Here is a 22,948-nt window from a genome sequence, read left to right on the forward strand (position 1 = left end):
TAATCTTTAATTGCAGGCAATAGTTCGACCCCGTCAAAAAAGACGGTCATCGAAAAATGGGTCCGGGAATGGAAAGGGCGCTATGGTACTGGATGGCAACGGTTTCGTCACGCGTCAAAATAGCCCAAGTTGTCCTGTCACTAGTGTAGCAAAGTCGTCATTGATGAACGGTAAAATTCCCTCCGCAACCGGCTGAAGCTGGCGGGTCAGGTAGTGATCGTAATCGAGCGGAGACTGCTGGTAATCAACGGGTTCCGGGCCGTTAGTTGTCCAGACGTATTTGATCGTACCCCGGTTCTGATACTGCGGCGCACGGCCCCGCCGAACATTCTCTTCATCCGCCAGCCGCGCGGCGCGTACGTGGGGAGGAACGTTACGTTGATATTCGGCCAGCGGGCGGCGCAGGCGCTTGCGATACACCAGCTGGTCATCCAGTTCACCCGCCATCAGGCTGGCGATGGTGTCGCGCACGTAGTCCTGATAGGGCTCGTTGCGAAACACCCGCAGGTAGAGCGTCTGCTGGAACTGCTGTGCCAGCGGCGTCCAGTCGGTGCGCACCGTCTCCAGCCCTTTAAACACCATCCGCTGCGTGTCACCTTCCTGAATCAGCCCGGCGTAGCGCTTCTTGCTGCCCTGGTCGGTTCCGCGAATGGTCGGCATTAAAAAGCGGGCAAAATGGGTTTCAAACTCCAGCTCTAACGCGCTGGTTAACCGCTCTTTTTGCAAATTTTCGCGCCACCAGTCGTTCACGTAGACGACCAGTTCTTTGCCGATTTGCGCGGCGGCGTCCTCTGAATGGGCCGCTTTCAGCCAGACAAAGGTGGAGTCGGTATCGCCATAAATCACGTCATAGCCCCGGGATTCAATCAGCGCTTTGGTCTGGCGCATAATGTCGTGCCCGCGCATGGTGATGGACGACGCCAGACGGGGATCAAAGAAGCGGCAGGCGCTGGTACCCAGCACGCCGTAAAAGGCGTTCATAATGATTTTAAGCGCCTGTGAAAGCGGCTTGTTGCCGTGGCGTTTCGCCTCGTCGCGGCCGTGCCAGATGTTTCCCACAATTTCGGGCAGGCAGTGTTTTTCCCGCGAGAAGCGAGCTCCAAGAAACCCTTCGGTGCTGTGCGCATCGTCTGGCTGGGCCATCCCCTCCACCAGCCCCACCGGATCAATCAGAAACGTGCGGATAATTGACGGGTACAGGCTTTTATAATCCAGCACCAGCACCGAGTCATACAGTCCGGGCCGTGAATCCATCACGTAACCGCCTGGGCTGGCCTGCGGCGGCACGTCGCCGAGATTAGGGGCGACATAGCCCGCCCGGTGCATCCGCGGGAAATAGAGGTGGCTGAAGGCCGCTACCGAGCCGCCGTGCCTGTCGACCGCGAGACCGTTCACCGTTGCGCGTTCCAGCAGGAACGGCATGAGCTCGGTTTTGTGGAAGATCTGCGTCACCAGCTCGCAATCTTTCAGGTTATAGGTAGCGAGCGCCGGTTTATCCTCGTTAAAGCGCCGGTCGATCTCGTCCATTCGGTCCCAGGGATTGTCGATGGATTTACCTTCGCCGAGCAGTTCCTGGGCGACCGCTTCCAGCGAGAAGGAAGAGAAGTTCCAGAAGGCGGATTTCAGCGCCTCGATGCCGTCGATAATCAGGCGACCATTGGCCTGTGCAAAGAATACGCCGTTCTTAAAACCGTGCTCACGCCACTCCAGCTCGCTGTTGCCGCGCCCCAGAATCAGCGGGATACGGTAACGCTCGGCATGTTTTTGCAGCACGCGCAGGTCAAACTGCACTACGTTCCAGCCGATCAGAACATCCGGATCGTGCTCGGCAAACCACTGGTTAAGCTTCTCCAGCAGTTGCGGGCGGCTGTTGACGTACTCCAGATTAAAATCCAGCGCGGACGCATCGCCGTTCGGCGGCCCGAGCATATAGACAACCCGCTGCCCACAGCCTTCCAGGCCAATGCAGTACAGTTCGCCATGGCGGGTGGTTTCAATATCCAGCGACACCCACTTTAGCGGCGGGCGATAGTGCGGATTAGGCTTCAGGCGCGCGTTAACGATCCTGCCGTTTTGCGCGGTGCCATCTACCCAGACGGGGGCGGTGATAAACCGCTCCATCAGAAAGCGTTCAGGCGGGCGAATGTCGGCCTCGTAAAGCGTCACGCCTGCTTCACGGAGCATTTTTTCATAGCGCATTAACTGGCGATGAGCGCGGCAATAAAGGCCGTAAACCGGCTGGCGGTGGAAATCTTTCAGCTGGAGCGGCGTAAGGCGCCAGTTGTTTTCACTGTGCAGCAGTTGCTTCACTTTCTCGACGTGAGCTTCAGGAATAAAGGCCACGGACTCCTGCGGCGGGAGCGTAACGTTTAGCGGGCCGTTGTCCGTTGCCAGCCAGAATTCAACCTCAGTACCCTGAGGGGTATCCCGCCAGTGTCTGGTCAGTAAAAAGCCTTCTTGCGCCTGCGTCACGCCGTTATCCCATAAAACAAAACCAGGTCTGATTATAGCCTGGTTGAGGGGTGTTTGCTGGGGTTTTATACAGTGCCCGTTCCGCCGGATGGCGCTGCGCTTATCCGGCCTACAGGTTCCGCAGGCCCGGTAAGCGCAGCGTCACCGGGCAAGGGTTTACTGCCCGTAGTAGGCTTTCGCACCGTGCTTACGCAGGTAATGCTTATCCAGCAGGGTTTGCTGCATATCCGGCAGCTGCGGTGCCAGCTGGCGGCAGAAGATCCCCATATAGGCGACTTCCTCCAGCACGATCGCGTTGTGCACCGCGTCCTCCGCGTTTTTACCCCAGGCAAACGGGCCGTGGGAGTGCACCAGCACGCCGGGCATTTGCGCCGCGTCGATTCCCTGTTTTTCGAAGGTTTCGACAATCACGTTCCCCGTTTCCCATTCGTACTCACCGCCGATCTCCGCATCGGTCATCAGACGCGTGCAGGGAATGGTGCCGTAAAAGTAGTCCGCGTGGGTGGTGCCGGTGGCCGGAATAGGCTGGCCCGCCTGCGCCCAGATGGTCGCGTGACGCGAATGGGTATGCACAATCCCGCCGATGGTCGGGAAGGCCTGATACAGCAGGCGATGAGTGGGCGTATCGGAGGAGGGCTTTTTATTGCCTTCAACCACTTCACCCGTTTCGATGCTGACCACCACCATGTCTTCTGCGGTCATTACCGTGTAATCCACGCCGGAAGGCTTGATCACGAACACCCCTTTTTCCCGGTCAACGGCGCTGACGTTGCCCCATGTCAGGGTTACGAGGTTATGTTTTGGCAGCGCCAGGTTGGCTTCGAGTACCTGACGTTTGAGATCTTCTAACATTGTCGTCTCCTGCCGGATGGCGCTGCGCTTATCCGGCCTACAGAACCGTAGGCCCGGTAAACGAAGTTCCACCGGGCACTCCGTACTTAGCGTTTTGAACCGTAATAGACTTCGTTCCAGCGCAGCGCGTCTTTAAAGGCTGGCAGACGGGTGTCGTTATCAATCACGGTCAGTTCGATGTCGTGCAGCTCGGCAAACTGACGCATATCGTTCAGGTCAAGCGCGTGGCTGAATACGGTGTGGTGCGCGCCGCCGGCCAGGATCCAGGCTTCCGAGGCGGTTGGCAGGTCAGGCTGCGCTTTCCATAAAGCGTTGGCGACCGGCAGCTTCGGCAGAGAATGCGGGGTTTCAACCGCATCGACGCAGTTCACCAGCAGGCGGAAACGATCGCCGAGGTCAATCAGGCTGGCGTTAATGGCCGGGCCGGTACGGGTGTTGAAGATCAGACGGGCCGGATCCGCTTTGCCGCCAATGCCGAGGTACTGCACGTCGAGGATCGGTTTCTCTTCAACCGCGATGGATGGACACACTTCCAGCATGTGCGAGCCGAGCACCAGATCGTTGCCGTTCTCGAAGTGGTAGGTGTAGTCCTCCATAAAAGAGGTGCCGCCCTGTAGACCGGTCGACATCACCTTCATGATGCGAAGCAGAGCGGCAGTTTTCCAGTCGCCTTCGCCCGCAAAGCCGTAGCCCTGCTGCATCAGACGTTGTACCGCCAGACCCGGGAGCTGTTTCAGGCCGTGGAGATCTTCAAAGGTGGTGGTGAAGGCATGGAAGCCGCCCTGTTCCAGAAAACGCTTCATGCCCAGCTCAATACGTGCGGCATCCAGCACGTTCTGGCGCTTGTCACCGTTGACCTGTGCCGCAGGCGTCAGGCGATAGCTGCTTTCGTACTCGTCCACCAGCGCGTTAACGTCGCCATCGCTGATGTCATTCACCACCTGCACCAGGTCGCCCACCGCCCAGGTGTTGACGGAGAAGCCAAATTTAATCTGCGCGGCCACTTTATCACCGTCGGTGACCGCCACTTCGCGCATGTTGTCGCCGAAACGCACCACTTTCAGGTGGCGGGTATCCTGCTTAGATACCGCCTGACGCATCCAGGAGCCAATGCGTTTTTGTGCCTGACCGTCCTGCCAGTGCCCGGTCACCACGGCATGCTGTTGACGCATGCGCGCGCCAATGAAGCCGAACTCGCGGCCGCCGTGCGCGGTCTGGTTCAGGTTCATGAAGTCCATGTCGATGCTGTCCCACGGCAGGGAGGCGTTGAACTGCGTGTGGAATTGCAGCAGCGGTTTGTTGAGGATAGCCAGGCCGTTGATCCACATTTTGGCTGGCGAGAAGGTGTGCAGCCACACCACCAGGCCAGCGCATTTGTCATCGTAATTGGCATCGCGGCAAATGTTGGTGATTTCGTCCGGGGTGGTACCCAGCGGCTTCAGCACCAGTTTGCACGGCAGTTTGGCTTCCGCGTTCAGCGCATTCACAACGTGCTCCGCGTGTTTCGTCACCTGCTGCAACGCTTCCGGTCCGTACAAATGCTGGCTGCCAATCACAAACCACACTTCATAATTATTAAAAATGGTCATTATCGTGTCCTTAATGTGTCAGGGTTGCCGTAGTATCCGCGGTGCTTTTGGCCGGGGCGGCGACAGGGAGATAGTGAAGTTCGGCGCTTTTTGCCCATTGCTGGTAGCGCTGATAAAGCTGTTCAAAGCGTTGTGCCTGCTGAGTCTGCGGCTGGAGCGTACTTTCGACGGCGCTCGCCATATGCTGTTGCGCGGTCGGGATATCCGCATGTACGCCTGCGGCCACGGCAGCGAAAATCGCCGCGCCCAGCGCACAGCACTGATCGGAGGCCACAATTTGCAGCGGCCGGTTCAGCACGTCGCAGCAGGCCTGCATAATCACCGGGTTTTTACGGGCGATGCCGCCCAGCGCCATCACGTTGTTCACGTCAATGCCCTGCCCGGTGAAGCACTCCATAATGGCGCGCGCGCCGAATGCGGTGGCGGCGATCAGGCCGCCAAACAGCGCGGGCGCGTCGGTCGCGAGGTTGAGATCGGTAATCACCCCTTTCAGACGCTGGTTGGCAAACGGCGTACGACGCCCGTTGAACCAGTCCAGCACCACCGGCAGGTGGTCGAGAGACGGATTTTTTGCCCAGGCTTCGGTGAGCTGCGGCAGGAGCTGTTTTTTGCTGTCGGCAATCTGCGTTTTCAGTTCAGGACGCGCGGCAGCCAGCTGATCCAGCGGCCAGCCGAGCACACGGCCAAACCAGGCGTAGATATCGCCGAAGGCGGACTGACCCGCTTCGAGGCCGATAAAATCGGGTACCACGCTGCCGTCAACCTGACCGCAAATGCCTTTCACCGCGCGGTCGCCGACGCTGGCTTTATCTGCCGTCAGAATGTCACAGGTGGAGGTGCCGATAACTTTCACCAGCGTGTTGGGCTGCGCACCCGCGCCCACGGCACCCATATGGCAGTCGAACGCGCCGCCGGAAATGGTCACGTTTTGCGGCAGACCGAGGCGTTTCGCCCACTCTTCGCAGAGCGTGCCGACCGGAATATCGGCGGTGAAGGTGTCGGTAAACAGCGGGTATGTCAGGTTTTTGTTGATGATCGGATCGAGTTCATCGAAGAACGCTGCCGGAGGCAGCCCCCCCCAGCTTTCATGCCACAGCGATTTATGCCCGGCGCTGCAACGGCCGCGGCGGATATCCTGCGGGCGAGTGGTGCCGGAGAGCAGGGCGGGAACCCAGTCGCATAGCTCAATCCATGATGCCGCTGCCTGTGCGACCGACGCGTCCGCGCGGGTAACGTGCAGGATCTTGGCCCAGAACCACTCGCTGGAGTAAATTCCGCCGATATACCGTGAGTAGTCAGTTTTGCCCGGCTGATGGCATAAGCGGGTGATGGCTTCCGCCTCTTCCACGGCGGTATGGTCTTTCCACAGCACAAACATGGCGTTCGGGTTGTCGGCAAACTCCGGTCGCAGCGCCAGTACGCGGCCTTCGGCATCGACAGGAGCAGGCGTTGAGCCGGTGCTGTCGACGCCAATCCCCACGACATCGGCCCGCTGGGCGTCCGTCAACTCCGCCAGCACGGTTTTGATCGCCGCTTCCATTGATTCAATGTAATCACGCGGGTGGTGGCGGAACTGGTTGTTCGGCGCATCGCAGTAGCGCCCCTCTTGCCAGCGCGGATACCACTCAACGCTGGTTGCTATCTCCAGGCCAGTCGTACAGTCCACTGCCAGCGCGCGAACTGAGTCGCTGCCAAAATCGAGGCCAATTGCAATTGCCATGGTGTTGCTCCATCCAAAAAACAGGTATGGAAGAACATTAGAGACTGGGGACAAAAATCGTCAGGCAGGATCCGCTAATCTTATGGACTAAATTGCTGTAGCCACGCAAAGTGTGACGCCGTGCAAATATTCTATGTGGACATTTCTGCCGCACTTATAGACACTTTTGTTACTGCTTATCTGCCCGTACTGGCGGACAAATCAGGGGGAAAGGCTGAAACATGGCGGACGTAAAAGAGGCGTGATGCTTTTTGGATCTTTTCGCGGGCCATTTTTATACTGCTTTTATCGATATGGACAATTGGTTTCCTTCAGGACCCTTGGGAGAACTGAATCTATGGCCGAACCGCAAAACGATCCCTTACTGCCGGGCTACTCATTTAACGCCCATCTGGTGGCGGGGCTGACGCCAATTGAGGCCGAGGGATATCTCGATTTTTACGTCGATCGCCCTCTTGGCATGAAGGGATATATCCTCAACCTGACCGTACGCGGAGAAGGGGTCGTCAAAAACGGGGATCAGCAGTTTATCTGCCGCCCCGGTGATATGCTGCTGTTCCCGCCGGGGGAGATCCACCACTACGGGCGCCATCCGGATGCCAAAGAGTGGTATCACCAGTGGGTCTATTTCCGTCCGCGCGCCTACTGGCAGGAGTGGCTCTCGTGGCCGGCCATTTTCGCCCATACCGGTTTATATCGCCCGGATGAGGCGCATCTGGCGCAGTTCCGTGAGCTGTTCGCACAGATTATTGAGGCAGGGCAGGCGGGCGGGCGCTACGCCGAACTGCTGGCCATCAACCTGCTTGAACAGGTTCTGCTGCGCCGCATGGAGGCCATCAACGAGTCGCTTAATCCGCCGCTGGACAACCGCGTCCGCGACGCCTGCCAGTACATCAGCGACCACCTTGCCGACAGCCAGTTTGATATTGCCAGCGTCGCCCAGCATGTGTGTCTGTCGCCGTCACGGCTCTCTCATCTGTTCCGCCAGCAGCTTGGCGTGAGTGTACTCAGCTGGCGTGAGGATCAGCGCATCAGCCAGGCGAAACTGCTGCTCAGCACCACCCGAATGCCTATCGCCACCGTCGGGCGTAACGTCGGCTTTGAAGATCAGCTCTATTTCTCTCGCGTGTTTAAGAAGTGCACCGGTGCCAGCCCGAGCGAATTCCGTGCGGGATGTGAATAATCGGTAAACATTCAGGTGAACTTCAGGCGCATCTTGTAAACTATTCAGACAATTGATGCCTTGACGCGGTGCAGGGCGCTAAGCAGAATCGCTGATTCGTTTTCTGACCGGAATAGTTATGCAGGCATTGCTGGAACATTTTATTACCCAGTCCGTTATGTATTCGCTCATCGCCGTGGCGCTGGTGGCGTTTCTGGAGTCGCTGGCGCTGGTCGGGCTGATCCTGCCCGGCACCGTGATGATGGCAGGGCTTGGGGCGCTTATCGGCAGCGGCGAGGTCAATTTCTGGCAGGCGTGGATGGCCGGTATCATCGGTTGTTTGCTGGGGGACTGGATCTCCTTCTGGCTGGGCTGGCGCTTTAAGAAGCCGCTGCACCGCTGGTCGTTCATGAAAAAAAACAAAGCGCTGCTGGATAAAACCGAGCACGCGCTGCACCAGCACAGCATGTTCACCATCCTCGTGGGGCGCTTTGTTGGCCCAACGCGCCCGCTGGTGCCGATGGTGGCCGGGATGCTGGATCTGCCCGTCGCGAAGTTTGTGGTGCCGAACATCATCGGCTGCGTCTTCTGGCCGCCGTTCTACTTCCTGCCGGGGATCCTGGCGGGCGCGGCCATCGATATTCCTGACGGTATGCAAAGCGGCGAGTTCAAGTGGCTGCTGCTGGGAACGGCGGTCCTGCTGTGGCTGGCGGTCTGGTTCTGCTGGCGCCTGTGGCGCAGCGCGAAAGCCAGTGTTGATCGCCTGACGCGCTATCTTCCGCGCACGCGCCTGCTCTGGCTGGCCCCGCTGACGCTGGGTGTGGCTGTCGTGGCGCTGGTGGCGCTGATTCGCCACCCGCTGATGCCGGTGTACGGTGAGATCCTGTTGAAGGTGGTGAGCCGTTAAGGTGTTTTCCCTCTCCCTGTGGGCTAAGGGTTCCCCACAAAATAATGCCTGCACAGACGGCCACCTCTCCCTTGAGGGAGAGGGCTGGGGTGAGGGGGAACATACGGCTCTGGTGGTCATTCCGTTCACTTTATGTTCCTTGCTACTCTGTCACGACATGACCGGTGAACGTGCCAGGGTGGCTCAGTCGCCACCACCCTGGCGACCCGGGCTTCCGGCGGAAAATCGCCGCTTCGCGGTACCTTCGGCTTATTCCTTCCGGCTTATCGGGGACGGGCGGAGGTAACATCCCTGTAAAGCCCGCCCTCTCGGCGCATCCCTGCGTCTCGCCCCGGCCTACAGGAAACGCCTCAGCGATTTACAGCCGGACCAAGGCATCGCTGAAAGCCCTCAGTTATTCTGAAGGCAACGTTATCGCTTTTGCTTTCAAATTACTGGGGATCCCTCTCCCTGTGGGAGAGGACCAGGGTGAGGGCATCAGACCTCACGAATACCTAAAAGTGAAGATGCCCCCGCCTTACCACTCAGAAGTTCTTCTGTTTCCCCATCCCACAAAATACGTCCCTCCGCGATCACCACCGATCGCGGCGCGATGCGTGCGGCATCTTCGATGCTATGCGAAACCATCAGCATCGTCAGTTGCTCGCGCTCGCAAACCTCCTCAACCAGCGAGAGCATCTCCTGACGCAGGGCCGGGTCGAGCGCCGAAAAGGGTTCGTCGAGCAGCAGCAGCGGCTGCTTGCGCACCAGACAGCGTGCCAGCGCCACGCGCTGGCGCTGGCCGCCGGAAAGCTCACCCGGTAGTCTGTTGATAAACGCAGCCAGGCCCATTTGTTCGGCGATCGCCTCCAGCGTCTGACGCTGCGCAACACTGAGTTTTAACCCCGGATCCATACCCAGCGCGATGTTCTGCCACACCGTAAGATGATTGAACAGATTGTTTTCCTGGAACAGCATCGACACCGGGCGCTTAGCCGGCGGAGCGTAGGTATACTCGCCATTATCAATGACGATCGACCCGCTGGCAGGCTGCAAAAAACCGGCAATCAGATTGAGCAGGGTACTTTTTCCGGCCCCGCTGGGGCCAAGTACTGCGATTCGCTCTCCCTGACGAACGGAGAGGGTAAAACGCATTGGCAGGTGCTCATAAAGCCAGGTTACATCAGTCAGTTTTAACATCACGCCCCGGAAGTTTTTCGATAACGGTAAATAACGCAAAGCACAGCAGTAACAGGAGCAGCGCCGTGACGGCACCGTCCTGGCTACGATAGGAGCCAATTTGCTGATAAAGCCAGAACGGCAGCGTGCGGAAATCCTCGTTGCCGAAGAGGGCCACAACGCCAAAATCGCCAATCGACAGCACGCAGGCAAACGCCAGCGCCTGGGCCAGCGGACGCTTTAGCGCGCGCAGTTCGACCACCTTCAGACGCTGCCAGCCCTGCATGCCCAGCGACTGACACAGCAAACTGTAGCGGCTGTTGACGTCGCGCATCGGGTTTTCCAGCACCTTGAGCGCGTAAGGGATGGCCATCAGTGCGTTGGTAAAAATGACGATGCCGTCGGCGCTTTCCGGCAGGCCGATGGTGCTGTTGAACAGTAAAAAGAATCCGGTCGCCAGCACAATGCCCGGCATCGCCAGGATCAGCATACCCGTCAGTTCCAGCGCGTGTCCGGCTTTACGGGCATGACGCGCGTACAGCTCGCGGCTGCTCCAGAGCAGCATCATGGTCAGGATCACGCACAGCAGCCCGGCTGCCAGCGCGATGCGCAATGAGGTCCACGTCGCCTGCCACAGGACAGGCTGTTGCAGTACCGACAACACATTGCGATTCAGGCCATCAACGATAACGGCCAGCAGCGGGGGCAGCAGAAGCAGGAGGGCCAGCGCGATCAGCATAAAATCCGCGACGCGGCTGTGCAGGCTGTCCTGCGGATCGCGCCAGCCTGTCAAGTTATTGCTGCCTGTGGGGATCGCTTTGCTTAGCCGCTGGCTGAGTAACACCAGTGCCAGACAGCAGACCATCTGCACCATCGCCAGCAGTGCGGCGCGGCCCGGATCGTAGTCGTAACTTAAAGCCTGATAGATCGCCAGCTCAATGGTGGTGGCCTGCGGCCCGCCGCCGAGAGAAAGCACGGTCGCGAAGCTGGCGAAGCAGAGCATAAAGATTAGCGCGGCCACCGGGGCAATCTGGCGTCGCAGCCACGGCCATTCGACAAAGCGGAAGAACGACCAGCCGCGCATGCCAAGCTGGGCGGCAATCTGACGCTGCTCCCCGGGAATGTTTTCCAGCGCCTGTAAAAAGAGGCGCGTCGCCATCGGCATATTGAAAAAAATATGCGCCAGCAGAATGCCTTTCAGGCCGTAAGGGGAGAAGGTCCATTCCAGACCAAGCAGGTTGAAGAGGGATGCCAGCCAGCCCTGCCGACCGTAGACGCTCAGAATACCGAACACCGCCACCAGCACGGGCAGGATCAGCGTCATCGCGCACAGCCGCAGCAGGGCAAGCCTGCCGGGGAAACGTCTGCGATAGAGGGCGCGTGCAAGGAAAATGGCCGGGATCGTCGACAGCAGCGCGGAGAGAAACGCCTGCCAGAAGGAGAAACGGATGACGTGCCAGAGATAGCTGTCGTGCCAGAGGGCGAGCAGATCGCTCTCTGGCGCGTTAAACCACAGCGCAAGGAATGCACCCAGACTGACGACCACCATCAGTATGGCGGCGAGCAGCCCGGGAACTAACCAGCCGGGGATCAGCGGCTGACGGCGCGTTGCCATTCACTAATCCATGCGGCGCGCTGGGCGGCAACCTGCTGCGGCGTAAATTCCAGTGAGGTTTGCGGCTTGTTTAGCTGCTCAAAGCCTGCCGGCAGCGCAACGTCAGTGACCGGGTACATCCAGTTTCCTGTCGGAATAGCATTCTGGAATGCCGGGGAGACCATAAATTTCAGGAATTTTTCGGCAAGCTCCGGCTGTTTGCTCGCGGCGGTGCGGGCGGCCACTTCCACCTGCAAATAATGCCCTTCATCAAAGTTCGCGGCGGCGTAGTTATCCTTCTTCTCGGCGATAATGTGGTAGGCCGGAGAGGTAGTGTAGCTCAGCACCAGATCGCTTTCGCCTTTCAGGAACAGGCCGTAGGCTTCGCTCCAGCCTTTGGTGACGGTAACGGTTTTCGCGGCCAGCTTCTGCCACGCTTCCGGCGTTTTATCCCCGTAGACTTTCTGCATCCACAATAGCAGCCCCAGACCCGGCGTGCTGGTACGCGGATCTTCATAAATTACGCGCCATTTCTGGTCACTTTCGACCAGCTCTTTCAGGCTTTTGGGCGGATTCTTCAGCTTGTTTTTATCGTAGACAAACGCAAAGTAACCGTAATCAAAGGGAACGAAGGTGTCGTTTTTCCAGCCGCCCGGTACGTTGACGGCATCTGACGCCACACCGCTTTTGGCGAACAGTCTGGTTTGGGTGGCGGCTTCCAGCAGGTTGTTATCCAGCCCGAGCACCACGTCGGCTTTGCTGTTTTTGCCTTCCATGCGCAGACGGTTGAGCAGCGAGACGCCATCTTCCAGCGCCACGAATTTCAGCTCGCAGTTGCAGTCGGCTTCAAAGGCTTTTTTAACCACCGGGCCGGGGCCCCAGTCGGCGGAGAAGGAGTCGTAGGTATAGACCGTCAGAACGGGCTTAGCAAAAACAGGCAGCGCAAACAGCGCCAGCAGAGGAAGAACGTTTTTTAACACTTTGCACCTCAGGGTTGAGTGGCAAAGGATTTTGAGAGACAGCCTCAAATCCCTTCGCCGGCGTTATCCGGATCAGGTTCGACGGGTATTATCTCAGCGCACATCAGTGATGCAGCACCCCGTTGAGAACGGCGCTATTGTAATGATTTGGTGAATATTACGAAAGCGTTATGGCTCCGGCGGCGCAAACCAGGCGGATTTAAAATCAAACCAGCCGAGGGTATTCATCCGCAGGCCGCGCATGCTGCGCTGCCCCTGGATCAGCAGCCAGTGGTGAATCAGCGGTACGATCGTCTGCCCGGTCAGTAATTCCTGACACCAGGCGGCCAGATCCATTTCTCCCGCCCGCCACCGCGCGGCGTCCTGCTGCCAGTCCCGGTTGATACAGTGCTGAATCAGGGGCACTTCGTACAGGTGAGAAAAGAGCGAGAAATCAAGCGGCAGCGTAAAGTTTGCGCTGTTGAGCCAGATATCGCTGATGACGTCTCCGCGATGCCATTCATCATAATCGACTTCCTGAATCGCCAGCGTCACGCCTTCGGCTGCCAGCAGCGTGCTCATGATCCTCGCCAGAAAACGATGCTCAATGTGATCGCGATAGTAGCTGAGGGTGATGGTCTCCAGTCCGGCAGGCTTTTCACTGCGGACGGGCTGCGCATGGTGCCAGCGTGGGAGCAGGCCATAGGCCGGGAACCACCAGGTCTGGTATTGCTCCTCTGCGTGATAAATCAGGTTAGCGGGCGCCAGAATATGGCTTATCCACCTGCGGACGTCGTGGTTTGCCCCGCGATGGCTGCGGCCATCAAAGAGCAGGTAGTAGCAGCCCTCCTCCAGGCGGCTTTCGAACGCCTTTTCACCGGCTGTTGGCCCTTCCAGGGTCAGGCCTGCGCTCAGTTCTTCGTTGAGATCCGGTAACACCCAGACGTTCACTTCGTCGATCAACGCCCTATAGCCAAAGTAATCATCAAAGGCGCGGATCTTCAGTTGATTACTGTTGTTCCGTGAAACGGAGTAGGGGCCCGTACCAATCGGCTGGCTGGAAAAATTGTTCAGGGATCGCCACTCGGCAGGCAGGATCATTGATGGCACGTAGCCCAGAAGCCACGGAAGCCATTTGTCCGGCTGCGAAAGCTCAATATCCAGCGTCCAGGCAGTTGGAGAGTGGATCCGTGCGATATGCGAATAGAGCGGCAGCGTGCGGGCGCGCTCTAAAGAGGCGATAACGTCGCGCATCTCCAGCTCGCGTCCATGGTGGAAATGAATGCCGGGGCGTAGAAAGAAGCGCCAGTGCAGCGGAGACACCTGTTGCCAGTGATGGGCAATATCCGCTTCCAGTTCCCCGTTTTCCTCATTTATCCGCGTCAGGCCGCTGAAAATCTGCCGGGCCATGTGGGTTTCAGAGCGACGTAACGCCGTACCGGGCAACAGATTTTTCATTGGGCGGTAGTAAAGTACCCGCAGAATGTGGCGTCCCTGACGAAAGCTGCGTCCCAGATGCGAGACCAGCATCTGGCGCACGGCGGCTTTGTCGCCCACCAGCTGGACCAGCTGATCGATGCGGTCCTGCTCCAGCAGATCCTCCGCCCGCTGTTGCTGTAACGCCAGGCCGCTATAAAGGAAAGTCAGGCGCGAACGCTTGCCGCGTCCGGCTTCGGCCTCCCAGTTTAGCCAGCCCTGCTGCTGCATGGTATTAAGGAGTGTGCGCATATGACGCCGGGAGCAGTTGAGGAGCTCGGCCAGCTCGTTCAGCGTGGTCTCCCGCGATTGCCCCTCGCAGCACTGCCAGAGGCGGATAAATTGTTGTTGCAGACGACCGGAAGGCATAAAAGGGGAACTCCTGACAAAAAATCAGCAATTTATTAATCCCTATATTAAGCCAATAATCCTTTTCGATGAAGCGAGGAGGTAAATTATGAAGAGGTCTACCGCACGTCAGTTTTATCAGCACTATTTTTCAGCGACAAAGGGAGTGTCCTGGCTGGCCCGCCAGTGCGCAGAGCAGCGGCTGAGAATACTGGAAGATCTGATGCAGTGGGACGTTACGAAACCGACCTCTTCTCGCTAACTCGCCTCGATCATGTGTGACTGAGTATTGGTGCTAATCACCCGCCAGCAAAATGTTTTTTGCTGGCTTTTTTCGTTTACTATTTCACCCAATTTCGATTCGCTTTCATAAGGACTTGCGCATGCTCTGGTTGATGACGATGGGGCGACGCCTGAATGGCGTGTACGCCGCTTTTATGCTGGTGGCCTTCATGATGGGCGTGGCCGGCGCGCTACAGGCGCCGACGTTGAGCCTGTTTCTCAGCCGCGAGGTGGGGGCGCAGCCGTTTTGGGTGGGTCTGTTCTACACCGTCAACGCCATTGCCGGGATCCTCGTCAGCCTGTGGCTGGCGAAACGATCCGACAGCCAGGGCGATCGCCGCAAGCTGATCCTCTTTTGTTGCGCCATGGCCGTGGGCAACGCGCTGCTGTTTGCCTTCAACCGCCATTACCTGACGCTCATTACCTGCGGCGTGCTGCTGGCCTCTCTGGCGAACACCGCGATGCCGCAACTGTTCGCCCTGGCCCGGGAGTACGCCGACAGCTCGGCGAGGGAAGTGGTGATGTTCAGCTCGGTGATGCGTGCGCAGCTCTCTCTCGCGTGGGTCATCGGTCCGCCGCTGGCGTTTATGCTGGCGCTGAACTACGGCTTCACCACCATGTTTTCCATCGCGGCGGGGATTTTTGTCATCAGCCTGGCGCTGATAGCCTTTGCGCTGCCATCGGTGGCGCGCGTAGAGCAGGTGACGGACAAGCCCATCATGCAGGTGAGCGGCTGGCAGGATAAAAACGTCCGCATGTTGTTTATCGCCTCCACGCTGATGTGGACCTGCAACACCATGTACATTATTGATATGCCGCTGTGGATCAGCAGCGATCTGGGACTGCCCGACAAGCTGGCGGGTATTCTGATGGGCACCGCTGCCGGGCTGGAGATCCCGGCGATGATTCTGGCGGGTTACTACGTCAAACGTTTCGGAAAGCGTCGGATGATGGTCGTCGCCGTGGCGGCCGGGGTACTGTTCTACGCGGGGCTGAACCTGTTCCATTCGCGTGAAGCCTTGCTGGCGTTACAGCTGTTTAACGCGGTATTTATCGGCATCGTTGCCGGGATAGGCATGCTCTGGTTCCAGGATTTAATGCCGGGGCGCGCAGGCTCCGCGACCACGCTGTTTACCAACAGTATCTCTACCGGCGTGATTCTGGCAGGGGTAATTCAGGGGGCGCTGTCGCAAAGCTATGGGCATGCATCCGTGTACTGGGTGATCGCAGCGATTTCGCTTGTCACGCTGATACTGACGTGCCGGGTAAAAGACGTTTGATTCTGGAAGGCGGCTTCACGAAATGAAACGATTTTCTGACAGGCGCCGAGAAGGCGCATAGAGTGCGTGGCGGGTGCTTGAGGCTGTTTGCCTCAGGCTTTCGCAAGAGGCAAACAGTGGAGAGTCCCACATCAAAAAACTGATGGGGAGACAAACTTCACAACGATCATTGCGAGGTTAGTCTCTTCATTGCCGAAAAGCAATAAGGAGGCTGGAATGCCAAAACGTACTCTGCTGTTAGGTTTGTTTCTGATCTGTACGACGCTGTTGATCTTCACCTGGATGGTGCGCGACTCGCTGTGTGAGCTGCACTTCAGACAGGAGAAAACAGAGCTGGCGGCAGTGTTGGCTTACGAAGCAAAACGTTAGCAGTATTGGCGGGGAGTTTTCCCCGCCTCTCCAGAGTGGTTGAGCCTCAACGCACCCTTATCAATGGCCCGCGCCCTGCGGGCCATTGCCTTTAACCCATAAACGCAGGCTGTTTTTTCTCGTAAGCGGAGATAGCCTCTTCGTGTTGCAGCGTCAGGCCAATGCTATCCAGACCGTTCAGCATGCAGTGGCGGCGGAACGCATCAATGCTGAAGCTGTAGATCTTATCCCCTGCTTTCACCACTTCCGCTTCCAGATCCACCTCAAACGAAATCCCCGGATTCGCCTGCACCAGCGCAAACAGTTCATCGACCTGTTCGTCACTCAGCGTCACCGGCAGCAGCTGGTTGTTGAAGCTGTTGCCGTAGAAGATATCCGCGAAGCTCGGGGCGATAACCACCTTAAAGCCGTAGTCGGTTAATGCCCAGGGCGCATGTTCACGCGACGATCCGCAGCCAAAGTTTTCCCGCGCCAGCAGAATGGAAGCCCCTTTGTATTCCGGAAAGTTCAGGACGAATTCCGGGTTCGGCACTTCGCCTTTATCGTCGAGGAAACGCCAGTCGTTGAACAGATGCGCACCAAAACCCGTGCGCGTCACTTTCTGCAAAAACTGCTTAGGAATGATCGCGTCAGTATCGACGTTAGCGGCGTCCAGAGGGACAACCCGGCCCGTATGTTGGGTAAATTTCTCTGCCATGATTGTCTCCTTATTTCAGGCTGCGAATATCGGCGAAATGACCGGTGACTGCCGCAGCGGCGGCCATTGCCGGGCTGACCAGGTGGGTGCGCCCACCGCGGCCCTGACGGCCTTCAAAGTTACGGTTGCTGGTGGAGGCACAGCGCTCGCCCGGATTCAGGCGGTCGTTGTTCATGGCCAGACACATGGAGCAGCCGGGCAGGCGCCACTCGAAGCCTGCTTCAATAAAGATCTTATCCAGACCCTCCGCTTCCGCCTGGGCTTTCACCGGCCCGGAGCCCGGCACAACCAGCGCCTGCACGCCCGGCGCCACTTTGCGGCCTTTAGCAATTTCTGCCGCTGCGCGTAAATCTTCAATACGGGAGTTGGTACAGGAGCCGATGAACACTTTATCAATGCTCACGTCGGTCAACGGCACGCCGGGCTTCAGCCCCATATAGGCCAGCGCTTTTTCCGCACTGGCACGTTCGACCGGATCGGCAAAGGAGGCCGGGTCAGGAATGCTGTCGTTGACGGAAATCACCTGGCCCGGGTTGGTGCCCCAGGTGACCTGCGGGGCGATCTCTTCCGCCTGTAACGTCACAACGGTATCAAAAATTGCCCCCTCGTCCGTTTTCAGGGTTTTCCAGTACGCTACCGCGTCGTCAAAATCCTGTCCTTTCGGGGCATGCAGACGCCCCTTCACATAGTTGAAGGTGGTTTCGTCTGGGGCCACCAGGCCTGCTTTGGCGCCCATCTCAATGGCCATGTTGCACAGGGTCATACGACCTTCCATGCTCAGCGCCTGGATAGCGTCGCCGCAGAATTCCACGACGTGACCGGTGCCGCCTGCGCTGCCGGTTTTGCCGATAATCGCCAGCACGATATCTTTCGCGGTGATACCCGGCGCAGCTTTACCCTTCACTTCAATCTTCATGGTTTTGGCGCGGCCCTGCTTCAGGGTCTGCGTCGCCAGAACGTGTTCAACTTCAGAGGTCCCAATCCCGAACGCCAGGGCGCCAAATGCGCCGTGCGTCGCGGTGTGGGAGTCACCGCAGACGATGGTCATGCCCGGCAGAGTAATACCCTGCTCAGGCCCCATTACGTGGACGATGCCCTGATAGGGGTGGTTCAGATCGTACAGCTCCACGCCAAACTCGTTACAGTTCTTAATCAGCTCCTGCATCTGGATACGCGCCATCTCGCCAGATGCATTGATGTCTTTGGTCTGGGTGGAAACGTTGTGATCCATCGTGGCGAAGGTTTTACCCGGCTGACGTACCGGGCGCTTATGCGCGCGCAGGCCGTCAAATGCCTGAGGAGAGGTCACTTCGTGTACCAGATGACGGTCGATGTACAACAGTGGGGTTTCGTTTGGCGCCTCGTAAACAACGTGCGCATCAAACAACTTCTCATATAACGTCTTAGCCATGATTACACCCCTTCAGCGACATAGCGGGCAATGATGTCGCCCATTTCATCGGTACTGACTGCCGCCGTGCCGCGTGCTAAATCACCGGTACGGACGCCTTCTTCTAACGCCCGGTTAATGGCGTTTTCAATTGCGGTTGCTGCATCGCCTGCATCCAGGCTGTAGCGCAGCAGCAGAGCCAGGGAGAGGATCTGCGCAATCGGGTTGGCGATGTTTTTACCTGCGATATCCGGCGCGGAGCCGCCCGCCGGTTCGTACAGGCCAAAGCCTTCTTCGTTCAGGCTGGCCGAGGGCAGCATGCCCATGGAGCCGGTGATCATCGCGCACTCATCCGAGAGAATATCGCCGAACAGGTTGGAGCACAGCAGCACGTCAAACTGGGACGGATCTTTGATCAGCTGCATCGTTGCGTTGTCGATATACATATGTGACAGCTCAACGTCCGGGTACTGCCTGGCAACTTCACTGACGATTTCGCGCCACAAAATAGACGACTGGAGCACGTTCGCTTTATCAATAGAGGTCACTTTACGGCGGCGTTTGCGCGCTGACTCAAACGCGATATGAGCGATACGTTCAATTTCAAAACGGTGATACACCTCCGTATCAAACGCTTTCTCATGCTGACCGCTGCCTTCGCGGCCTTTTGGCTGACCGAAGTAGATCCCGCCGGTCAGCTCACGCACGCACAGGATGTCGAAACCGTTGGCGGCGATATCGGCGCGCAGCGGGCAAAACTCTTCCAGCCCCGGGTACAGCTTCGCCGGACGCAGGTTGCTGAACAGTTTGAAGTGTTTACGCAGCGGCAGCAGCGCGCCGCGCTCTGGCTGCTCTGCTGGAGGCAAATGTTCCCACTTAGGGCCACCCACGGATCCAAACAGAACGGCATCGGCATTCTCGCAGCCTTCTACAGTCCCTTTCGGCAGGGGAGTACCGTGGTTATCAATGGCAATACCGCCCACGTCGTAATGGCTGGTGGTAATTTTCATCGCAAAACGCGAACGTACGGCTTCCAGTACTTTCAGCGCCTGTGTCATCACTTCCGGGCCAATACCGTCACCCGGCAACACAGCAATATGGTAATTCTTCGACATCACACGGTTTCCTTGTTGTTCTCTTTATTCTGAGCTTTGCGTTGCAACTCTTTTTCGACTTCGGCGGCGCGCCAGATGTTGTTCAGAACATGCACCATCGCTTTCGCGGAGGATTCAACGATATCGGTCGCCAGGCCCACGCCGTGGAAGCGTCGGCCGTTGTAGTTCACCACGATATCAACCTGGCCCAGGGCGTCTTTACCGTGCCCTTTTGCCGTCAGGTCGTATTTCACCAGCTCTACGTCGTACTCAGTGACGCGGTTAATCGCCTGGTAAATGGCATCCACAGGGCCGTTACCGTTGGCGGCTTCCGCTTTAATTTCATCGCCGCAGGCCAGCTTGACGGAGGCGGTAGCGATATCACTTGAGCCTGACTGAACGGTGAAGTAGTCCAGACGGAAGTGTTCTGGCTCTTCCTGCTGTTTGTTGATGAATGCCAGCGCTTCCAGGTCGTAATCGAAGACCTGGCCTTTCTTGTCAGCCAGTTTCAGGAATGCGTCGTACAGCTGATCCATGTTGTAATCGCTGTCCTGATACCCCATCTCTTCCATACGGTGTTTGACCGCCGCGCGGCCAGAGCGCGAGGTCAGGTTCAGCTGAACCTGGTTCAGACCGATGGATTCCGGAGTCATGATTTCGTAGTTTTCACGGTTCTTCAGCACGCCATCCTGGTGAATACCGGAGGAGTGAGCGAACGCGCCAGTACCAACAATCGCCTTGTTCGCCGGGATCGGCATATTGCAAATCTGGCTCACGGTCTGGCTGGTGCGCCAGATTTCGTTGTGATTGATGCGAGTGTGTACGTTCATAATGTCTTTGCGCACCTTGATCGCCATGATCACTTCTTCCAGCGAGCAGTTGCCGGCGCGTTCACCAATGCCGTTCATTGCCCCTTCTACCTGACGCGCGCCGGCGTGGACGGCAGCGATGGCATTGCCCACAGCCAGACCCAAATCATCGTGGGTGTGAACAGAGATGATGGCTTTATCAATATTAGGTACGCGGTCGTACAGGCCGGTGATGATGTTAGAGAACTCAAACGGCATGGTGTAGCCGACGGTATCCGGGATGTTGATGGTTCTGGCTCCGGCATTAATCGCGGCTTCCACTACACGGGCCAAATCGTCAATCGGCGTGCGGCCTGCATCTTCACAGGAGAATTCGACGTCATCAGTGTAGTTACGCGCGCGTTTAACCATATACACCGCACGTTCGATCACTTCATCCAGCGTGCTGCGCAACTTGGTTGCTATGTGCATGGGGGAGGTGGCAATGAATGTATGGATACGGAAGGCTTCTGCAACTTTCAGGGATTCCGCGGCCACATCAATATCTTTCTCAACGCAGCGAGCCAGACCGCACACGCGGCTGTTTTTGATGGTGCGGGCGATGGTCTGTACTGACTCGAAATCACCCGGCGAGGAGACGGGAAAGCCGACTTCCATTACGTCTACACCCATGCGTTCGAGGGCCAGCGCAATTTGCAGTTTTTCTTTAACACTCAGGCTCGCCTGTAATGCCTGTTCACCGTCACGTAAAGTAGTATCGAAAATAACGACTTGCTGGCTCATGGGTTAGGTCCTTGTCAGTCTTAGGGCGCCTTGCTACGAGCATAAAAAAACCCGCGCAGTGGCGCGGGTTTTTAGTTTTACTGAAGACGATTCAACGCTGAATTTCGCCCGCCAGTCTACCGCGCACAGTGGATGCGTTTAGTAGTAGTAGACCGGTGAAACGAAGGGTGCGAATCATGAATCGTGCTCCAGATGAATGCGATATGCTTTTAGTGGTACTGGATACGCCGACTCATGTCAACCCCTCTCAGGCAAAACGGCCACTCAGCGCAGGATAAACACATTAGCTAATTGTGCTGGTTTTTACGCTGTTAACCGATTTAATTGTCTATTATTGGACTTGAGATTCATCTCTGGAATAATTTGAATATAATTGGTAGCAATTGAACACAGTATTTTTACCGATGTGCTGTGAAATGGAATGTGTTTTATTTCATTGAGTTATAAGTTTTATGAATGAATCGCGGGCGGGAAAGTTATCAATATTGATATCATTTTGTTAATGAAATCGTGGTGTATGCTCTTCATAGTTTAATAATACTTAAGTTATTATTAACTAAGGCGGTGATTGTGTATTTGCCTGCTTTATGGTTTCATGCCTGCATTAAAGTTTTAGATATCATTTGAACGATTTTTAGCTCTTCATTCAGGGAATGCTTAATGCCATCTCTTGAATGAGGGTTCTTTATATATTCTGAATTTTAAATAATTTCCTTTCGCTTGTTGTATATGCATGGTAAATCATATTTTTCGAAGTTATTACTGTACTTTGGCAAAGGGAATTTAGCGTGACAGTGGAGTCAGAAATGCCAGAAAATAATATTAACCAACCACAGCCTTATGATGGGGTTAAGCCTCAGTTACGCACAGTGGATCTCAACCTGTTAACTGTATTTGATGCAGTTATGCAGGAGCAGAATATTACGCGAGCAGCGCAATCTCTGGGAATGTCTCAACCTGCCGTGAGTAATGCCGTAGCCAGACTTAAGGTGATGTTTAACGACGAGTTATTCGTCCGGTATGGAAGAGGTATCCAGCCCACGGCGCGTGCATTCCAGCTATTCGGTTCGATTCGTCAGGCGCTACAGCTGGTTCAAAATGAGCTTCCCGGCTCAGGGTTTGAACCTTTAAGCAGTGAGCGGGTTTTCCATCTCTGTGTTTGCAGTCCGTTAGACAATTATTTGACGTCTGTTATATATAATAAAGTTGAACAGATTGCTCCTAATATTCATCTCGTTTTTAAATCATCTTTAAATCAAAACACTGAGCACCAGCTTCGTTATCAGGAAACGGAGTTCGTTCTGGGCTACGAAGAGTTTCGCCGTCCAGAGTTTGCCTGTGTTCAGTTGTTTAAAGATGAAATGGTGTTAGTCGCCAGCAAAAAACATCCACGCATGAATTCGCCGCTGCGTGAAAGCGATGTTTACAGCGAGCAGCATGCCGTTGTTGCTCTGGACAGATATGCTTCGTTCAGTCAGCCGTGGTATGACACTGCCGATAAACAAGCCAGCGTGGCCTATCAGGGGATGGCGATGGTCAGCGTTTTAAATGTCGTTTCTCAGACGCAGCTAGTCGCTATTGCACCGCGCTGGCTTGCTGAAGAGTTCTCCGATTCGCTGAGCCTGCAAATTTTACCTCTGCCGCTCAAGCTGAATAGCCGTACCTGTTATCTTTCCTGGCATGAAGCGGCGGGGCGGGATAAAGGGCACCAGTGGATGGAAGAGTTGCTGATCAATATTTGTCGTCGATAAGTCAGGGTGAATAAACCGCATGGTGCCATGTGGTTTATTCTGTGATTTTTTATGCAGGCAATATTTTGTTCTGTGCGAATTTTTTCAGACGCTCAGGGCGGCTTAAAAATAGATGATTTCCTGATCCATCCTCTTTTTAAGAGATGAATTATTAGCGTCTCCCCTCATACCAGACGAATCCACCATATTCGTGTCTGACAGCTATTTTTTCTGCTTTTATTGCCCATTCCCGCATTCCGTTTGCTAATTGCCTGCC

Annotated in this window: 19 protein-coding genes and 1 riboswitch; of the genes, 6 read left to right on the forward strand and 13 right to left on the reverse strand. The window is 56.5% G+C overall.

Features of this window, described 5'->3' with window-relative positions; translation table 11 throughout:
• Positions 1-114: 114 nt before the first annotated feature.
• From polB to araB, 4 genes are all read right to left on the reverse strand, one after another.
• The gene (gene polB / locus ACQG1Y_RS03640; RefSeq protein WP_368740861.1) at positions 115-2,472 is read right to left on the reverse strand and encodes a DNA polymerase II; all 2,358 of its coding nucleotides are present in this window, start codon (positions 2,470-2,472) and stop codon (positions 115-117) included.
• A gap of 156 nt (positions 2,473-2,628) precedes the next feature.
• A complete protein-coding gene (gene araD / locus ACQG1Y_RS03645) occupies positions 2,629-3,324 on the reverse strand; it encodes an L-ribulose-5-phosphate 4-epimerase (RefSeq protein WP_023295910.1) in 696 nt (231 codons plus the stop codon).
• Positions 3,325-3,410: 86 nt separating this feature from the next.
• Positions 3,411-4,913: an L-arabinose isomerase gene (gene araA / locus ACQG1Y_RS03650; RefSeq protein WP_015572656.1), complete on the reverse strand. Its 1,503-nt coding sequence runs from the start codon at positions 4,911-4,913 to the stop codon at positions 3,411-3,413.
• A 10-nt stretch (positions 4,914-4,923) separates the two neighbouring features.
• Positions 4,924-6,633: a ribulokinase gene (araB, locus tag ACQG1Y_RS03655; RefSeq protein WP_032670576.1), complete on the reverse strand. Its 1,710-nt coding sequence runs from the start codon at positions 6,631-6,633 to the stop codon at positions 4,924-4,926.
• 337 nt (positions 6,634-6,970) lie between these two features.
• Here araB and araC point away from each other — a divergent pair, with 337 nt between their 5' ends.
• Positions 6,971-7,816: an arabinose operon transcriptional regulator AraC gene (gene araC / locus ACQG1Y_RS03660; protein WP_003856402.1), complete on the forward strand. Its 846-nt coding sequence runs from the start codon at positions 6,971-6,973 to the stop codon at positions 7,814-7,816.
• Between the two features lie 118 nt (positions 7,817-7,934).
• On the forward strand, positions 7,935-8,702 hold the full coding sequence (locus ACQG1Y_RS03665; RefSeq protein ID WP_047055966.1) for a DedA family protein: 768 nt from the start codon (positions 7,935-7,937) through the stop codon (positions 8,700-8,702).
• Between the two features lie 477 nt (positions 8,703-9,179).
• Here the strand turns inward: ACQG1Y_RS03665 and thiQ are convergent, their stop codons facing one another.
• The 4 genes from thiQ to sgrR form a co-directional block, all read right to left on the reverse strand.
• Positions 9,180-9,881, reverse strand: coding sequence for a thiamine ABC transporter ATP-binding protein ThiQ (gene thiQ, locus ACQG1Y_RS03670; RefSeq protein ID WP_017383795.1), 702 nt, complete (start codon positions 9,879-9,881; stop codon positions 9,180-9,182).
• Positions 9,865-11,475, reverse strand: coding sequence for a thiamine/thiamine pyrophosphate ABC transporter permease ThiP (gene thiP / locus ACQG1Y_RS03675; protein WP_278108534.1), 1,611 nt, complete (start codon positions 11,473-11,475; stop codon positions 9,865-9,867). The genes thiQ and thiP overlap by 17 nt, the downstream gene beginning before the upstream one ends.
• Complete coding sequence (gene thiB, locus ACQG1Y_RS03680) at positions 11,451-12,434, reverse strand: thiamine ABC transporter substrate binding subunit (protein WP_368740706.1); 984 nt, start codon at positions 12,432-12,434, stop codon at positions 11,451-11,453. Before thiB ends, thiP begins: the two co-directional genes overlap by 25 nt.
• Positions 12,435-12,465: 31 nt before the next feature.
• Positions 12,466-12,566: riboswitch (TPP riboswitch) on the reverse strand.
• 36 nt (positions 12,567-12,602) lie between these two features.
• Entirely contained in the window at positions 12,603-14,258 is a 1,656-nt protein-coding gene (gene sgrR, locus ACQG1Y_RS03685; RefSeq protein WP_368740705.1) for an HTH-type transcriptional regulator SgrR, read from the reverse strand.
• Between the two features lie 88 nt (positions 14,259-14,346).
• Here sgrR and sgrT point away from each other — a divergent pair, with 88 nt between their 5' ends.
• The 3 genes from sgrT to ACQG1Y_RS03700 all read left to right on the forward strand — a co-directional run bounded on the left by sgrT (position 14,347) and on the right by ACQG1Y_RS03700 (position 16,168).
• On the forward strand, positions 14,347-14,499 hold the full coding sequence (gene sgrT / locus ACQG1Y_RS03690) for a glucose uptake inhibitor SgrT (RefSeq protein WP_003856388.1): 153 nt from the start codon (positions 14,347-14,349) through the stop codon (positions 14,497-14,499).
• Positions 14,500-14,620: 121 nt separating this feature from the next.
• On the forward strand, positions 14,621-15,799 hold the full coding sequence (locus ACQG1Y_RS03695; RefSeq protein WP_368740704.1) for a sugar efflux transporter: 1,179 nt from the start codon (positions 14,621-14,623) through the stop codon (positions 15,797-15,799).
• Positions 15,800-16,015: 216 nt separating this feature from the next.
• On the forward strand, positions 16,016-16,168 hold the full coding sequence (locus tag ACQG1Y_RS03700; protein ID WP_010427008.1) for a Hok/Gef family protein: 153 nt from the start codon (positions 16,016-16,018) through the stop codon (positions 16,166-16,168).
• Between the two features lie 91 nt (positions 16,169-16,259).
• Here ACQG1Y_RS03700 and leuD read toward each other — a convergent pair whose 3' ends face one another.
• The 5 genes from leuD to leuL form a co-directional block, all read right to left on the reverse strand.
• Positions 16,260-16,865 (reverse strand): 3-isopropylmalate dehydratase small subunit, encoded by a 606-nt coding sequence (gene leuD / locus ACQG1Y_RS03705; RefSeq protein ID WP_015572662.1) that lies wholly within the window; start codon positions 16,863-16,865, stop codon positions 16,260-16,262.
• A gap of 10 nt (positions 16,866-16,875) precedes the next feature.
• Positions 16,876-18,276 (reverse strand): 3-isopropylmalate dehydratase large subunit, encoded by a 1,401-nt coding sequence (gene leuC, locus ACQG1Y_RS03710; protein WP_017383791.1) that lies wholly within the window; start codon positions 18,274-18,276, stop codon positions 16,876-16,878.
• A gap of 2 nt (positions 18,277-18,278) precedes the next feature.
• On the reverse strand, positions 18,279-19,370 hold the full coding sequence (gene leuB, locus ACQG1Y_RS03715; protein WP_017694521.1) for a 3-isopropylmalate dehydrogenase: 1,092 nt from the start codon (positions 19,368-19,370) through the stop codon (positions 18,279-18,281).
• Entirely contained in the window at positions 19,370-20,941 is a 1,572-nt protein-coding gene (gene leuA, locus ACQG1Y_RS03720) for a 2-isopropylmalate synthase (protein WP_017383789.1), read from the reverse strand. The genes leuB and leuA overlap by 1 nt, the downstream gene beginning before the upstream one ends.
• Positions 20,942-21,032: 91 nt before the next feature.
• Positions 21,033-21,119 (reverse strand): leu operon leader peptide, encoded by an 87-nt coding sequence (gene leuL, locus ACQG1Y_RS03725; protein ID WP_057979999.1) that lies wholly within the window; start codon positions 21,117-21,119, stop codon positions 21,033-21,035.
• Between the two features lie 628 nt (positions 21,120-21,747).
• Here leuL and leuO point away from each other — a divergent pair.
• Positions 21,748-22,692, forward strand: coding sequence for a transcriptional regulator LeuO (gene leuO / locus ACQG1Y_RS03730; protein WP_426736674.1), 945 nt, complete (start codon positions 21,748-21,750; stop codon positions 22,690-22,692).
• Positions 22,693-22,948 lie beyond the last annotated feature (256 nt).

Source organism: Enterobacter cloacae complex sp. 397G4, from assembly GCF_050031515.1.
GTDB lineage: Bacteria > Pseudomonadota > Gammaproteobacteria > Enterobacterales > Enterobacteriaceae > Enterobacter > Enterobacter hormaechei_C.

Coding starts and splice junctions, on each gene's coding strand:
- araD (WP_023295910.1), bottom strand. CDS start 3,324: ATGTTAGAAGATCTCAAACGTCAGGTACTCGAAGCCAACCTGGCGCTG.
- araA (WP_015572656.1), bottom strand. CDS start 4,913: ATGACCATTTTTAATAATTATGAAGTGTGGTTTGTGATTGGCAGCCAG.
- araB (WP_032670576.1), bottom strand. CDS start 6,633: ATGGCAATTGCAATTGGCCTCGATTTTGGCAGCGACTCAGTTCGCGCG.
- araC (WP_003856402.1), top strand. CDS start 6,971: ATGGCCGAACCGCAAAACGATCCCTTACTGCCGGGCTACTCATTTAAC.
- ACQG1Y_RS03665 (WP_047055966.1), top strand. CDS start 7,935: ATGCAGGCATTGCTGGAACATTTTATTACCCAGTCCGTTATGTATTCG.
- thiQ (WP_017383795.1), bottom strand. CDS start 9,881: ATGTTAAAACTGACTGATGTAACCTGGCTTTATGAGCACCTGCCAATG.
- thiP (WP_278108534.1), bottom strand. CDS start 11,475: ATGGCAACGCGCCGTCAGCCGCTGATCCCCGGCTGGTTAGTTCCCGGG.
- sgrR (WP_368740705.1), bottom strand. CDS start 14,258: ATGCCTTCCGGTCGTCTGCAACAACAATTTATCCGCCTCTGGCAGTGC.
- sgrT (WP_003856388.1), top strand. CDS start 14,347: ATGAAGAGGTCTACCGCACGTCAGTTTTATCAGCACTATTTTTCAGCG.
- ACQG1Y_RS03695 (WP_368740704.1), top strand. CDS start 14,621: ATGCTCTGGTTGATGACGATGGGGCGACGCCTGAATGGCGTGTACGCC.
- ACQG1Y_RS03700 (WP_010427008.1), top strand. CDS start 16,016: ATGCCAAAACGTACTCTGCTGTTAGGTTTGTTTCTGATCTGTACGACG.
- leuD (WP_015572662.1), bottom strand. CDS start 16,865: ATGGCAGAGAAATTTACCCAACATACGGGCCGGGTTGTCCCTCTGGAC.
- leuC (WP_017383791.1), bottom strand. CDS start 18,276: ATGGCTAAGACGTTATATGAGAAGTTGTTTGATGCGCACGTTGTTTAC.
- leuB (WP_017694521.1), bottom strand. CDS start 19,370: ATGTCGAAGAATTACCATATTGCTGTGTTGCCGGGTGACGGTATTGGC.
- leuA (WP_017383789.1), bottom strand. CDS start 20,941: ATGAGCCAGCAAGTCGTTATTTTCGATACTACTTTACGTGACGGTGAA.
- leuL (WP_057979999.1), bottom strand. CDS start 21,119: ATGATTCGCACCCTTCGTTTCACCGGTCTACTACTACTAAACGCATCC.
- leuO (WP_426736674.1), top strand. CDS start 21,748: ATGCCAGAAAATAATATTAACCAACCACAGCCTTATGATGGGGTTAAG.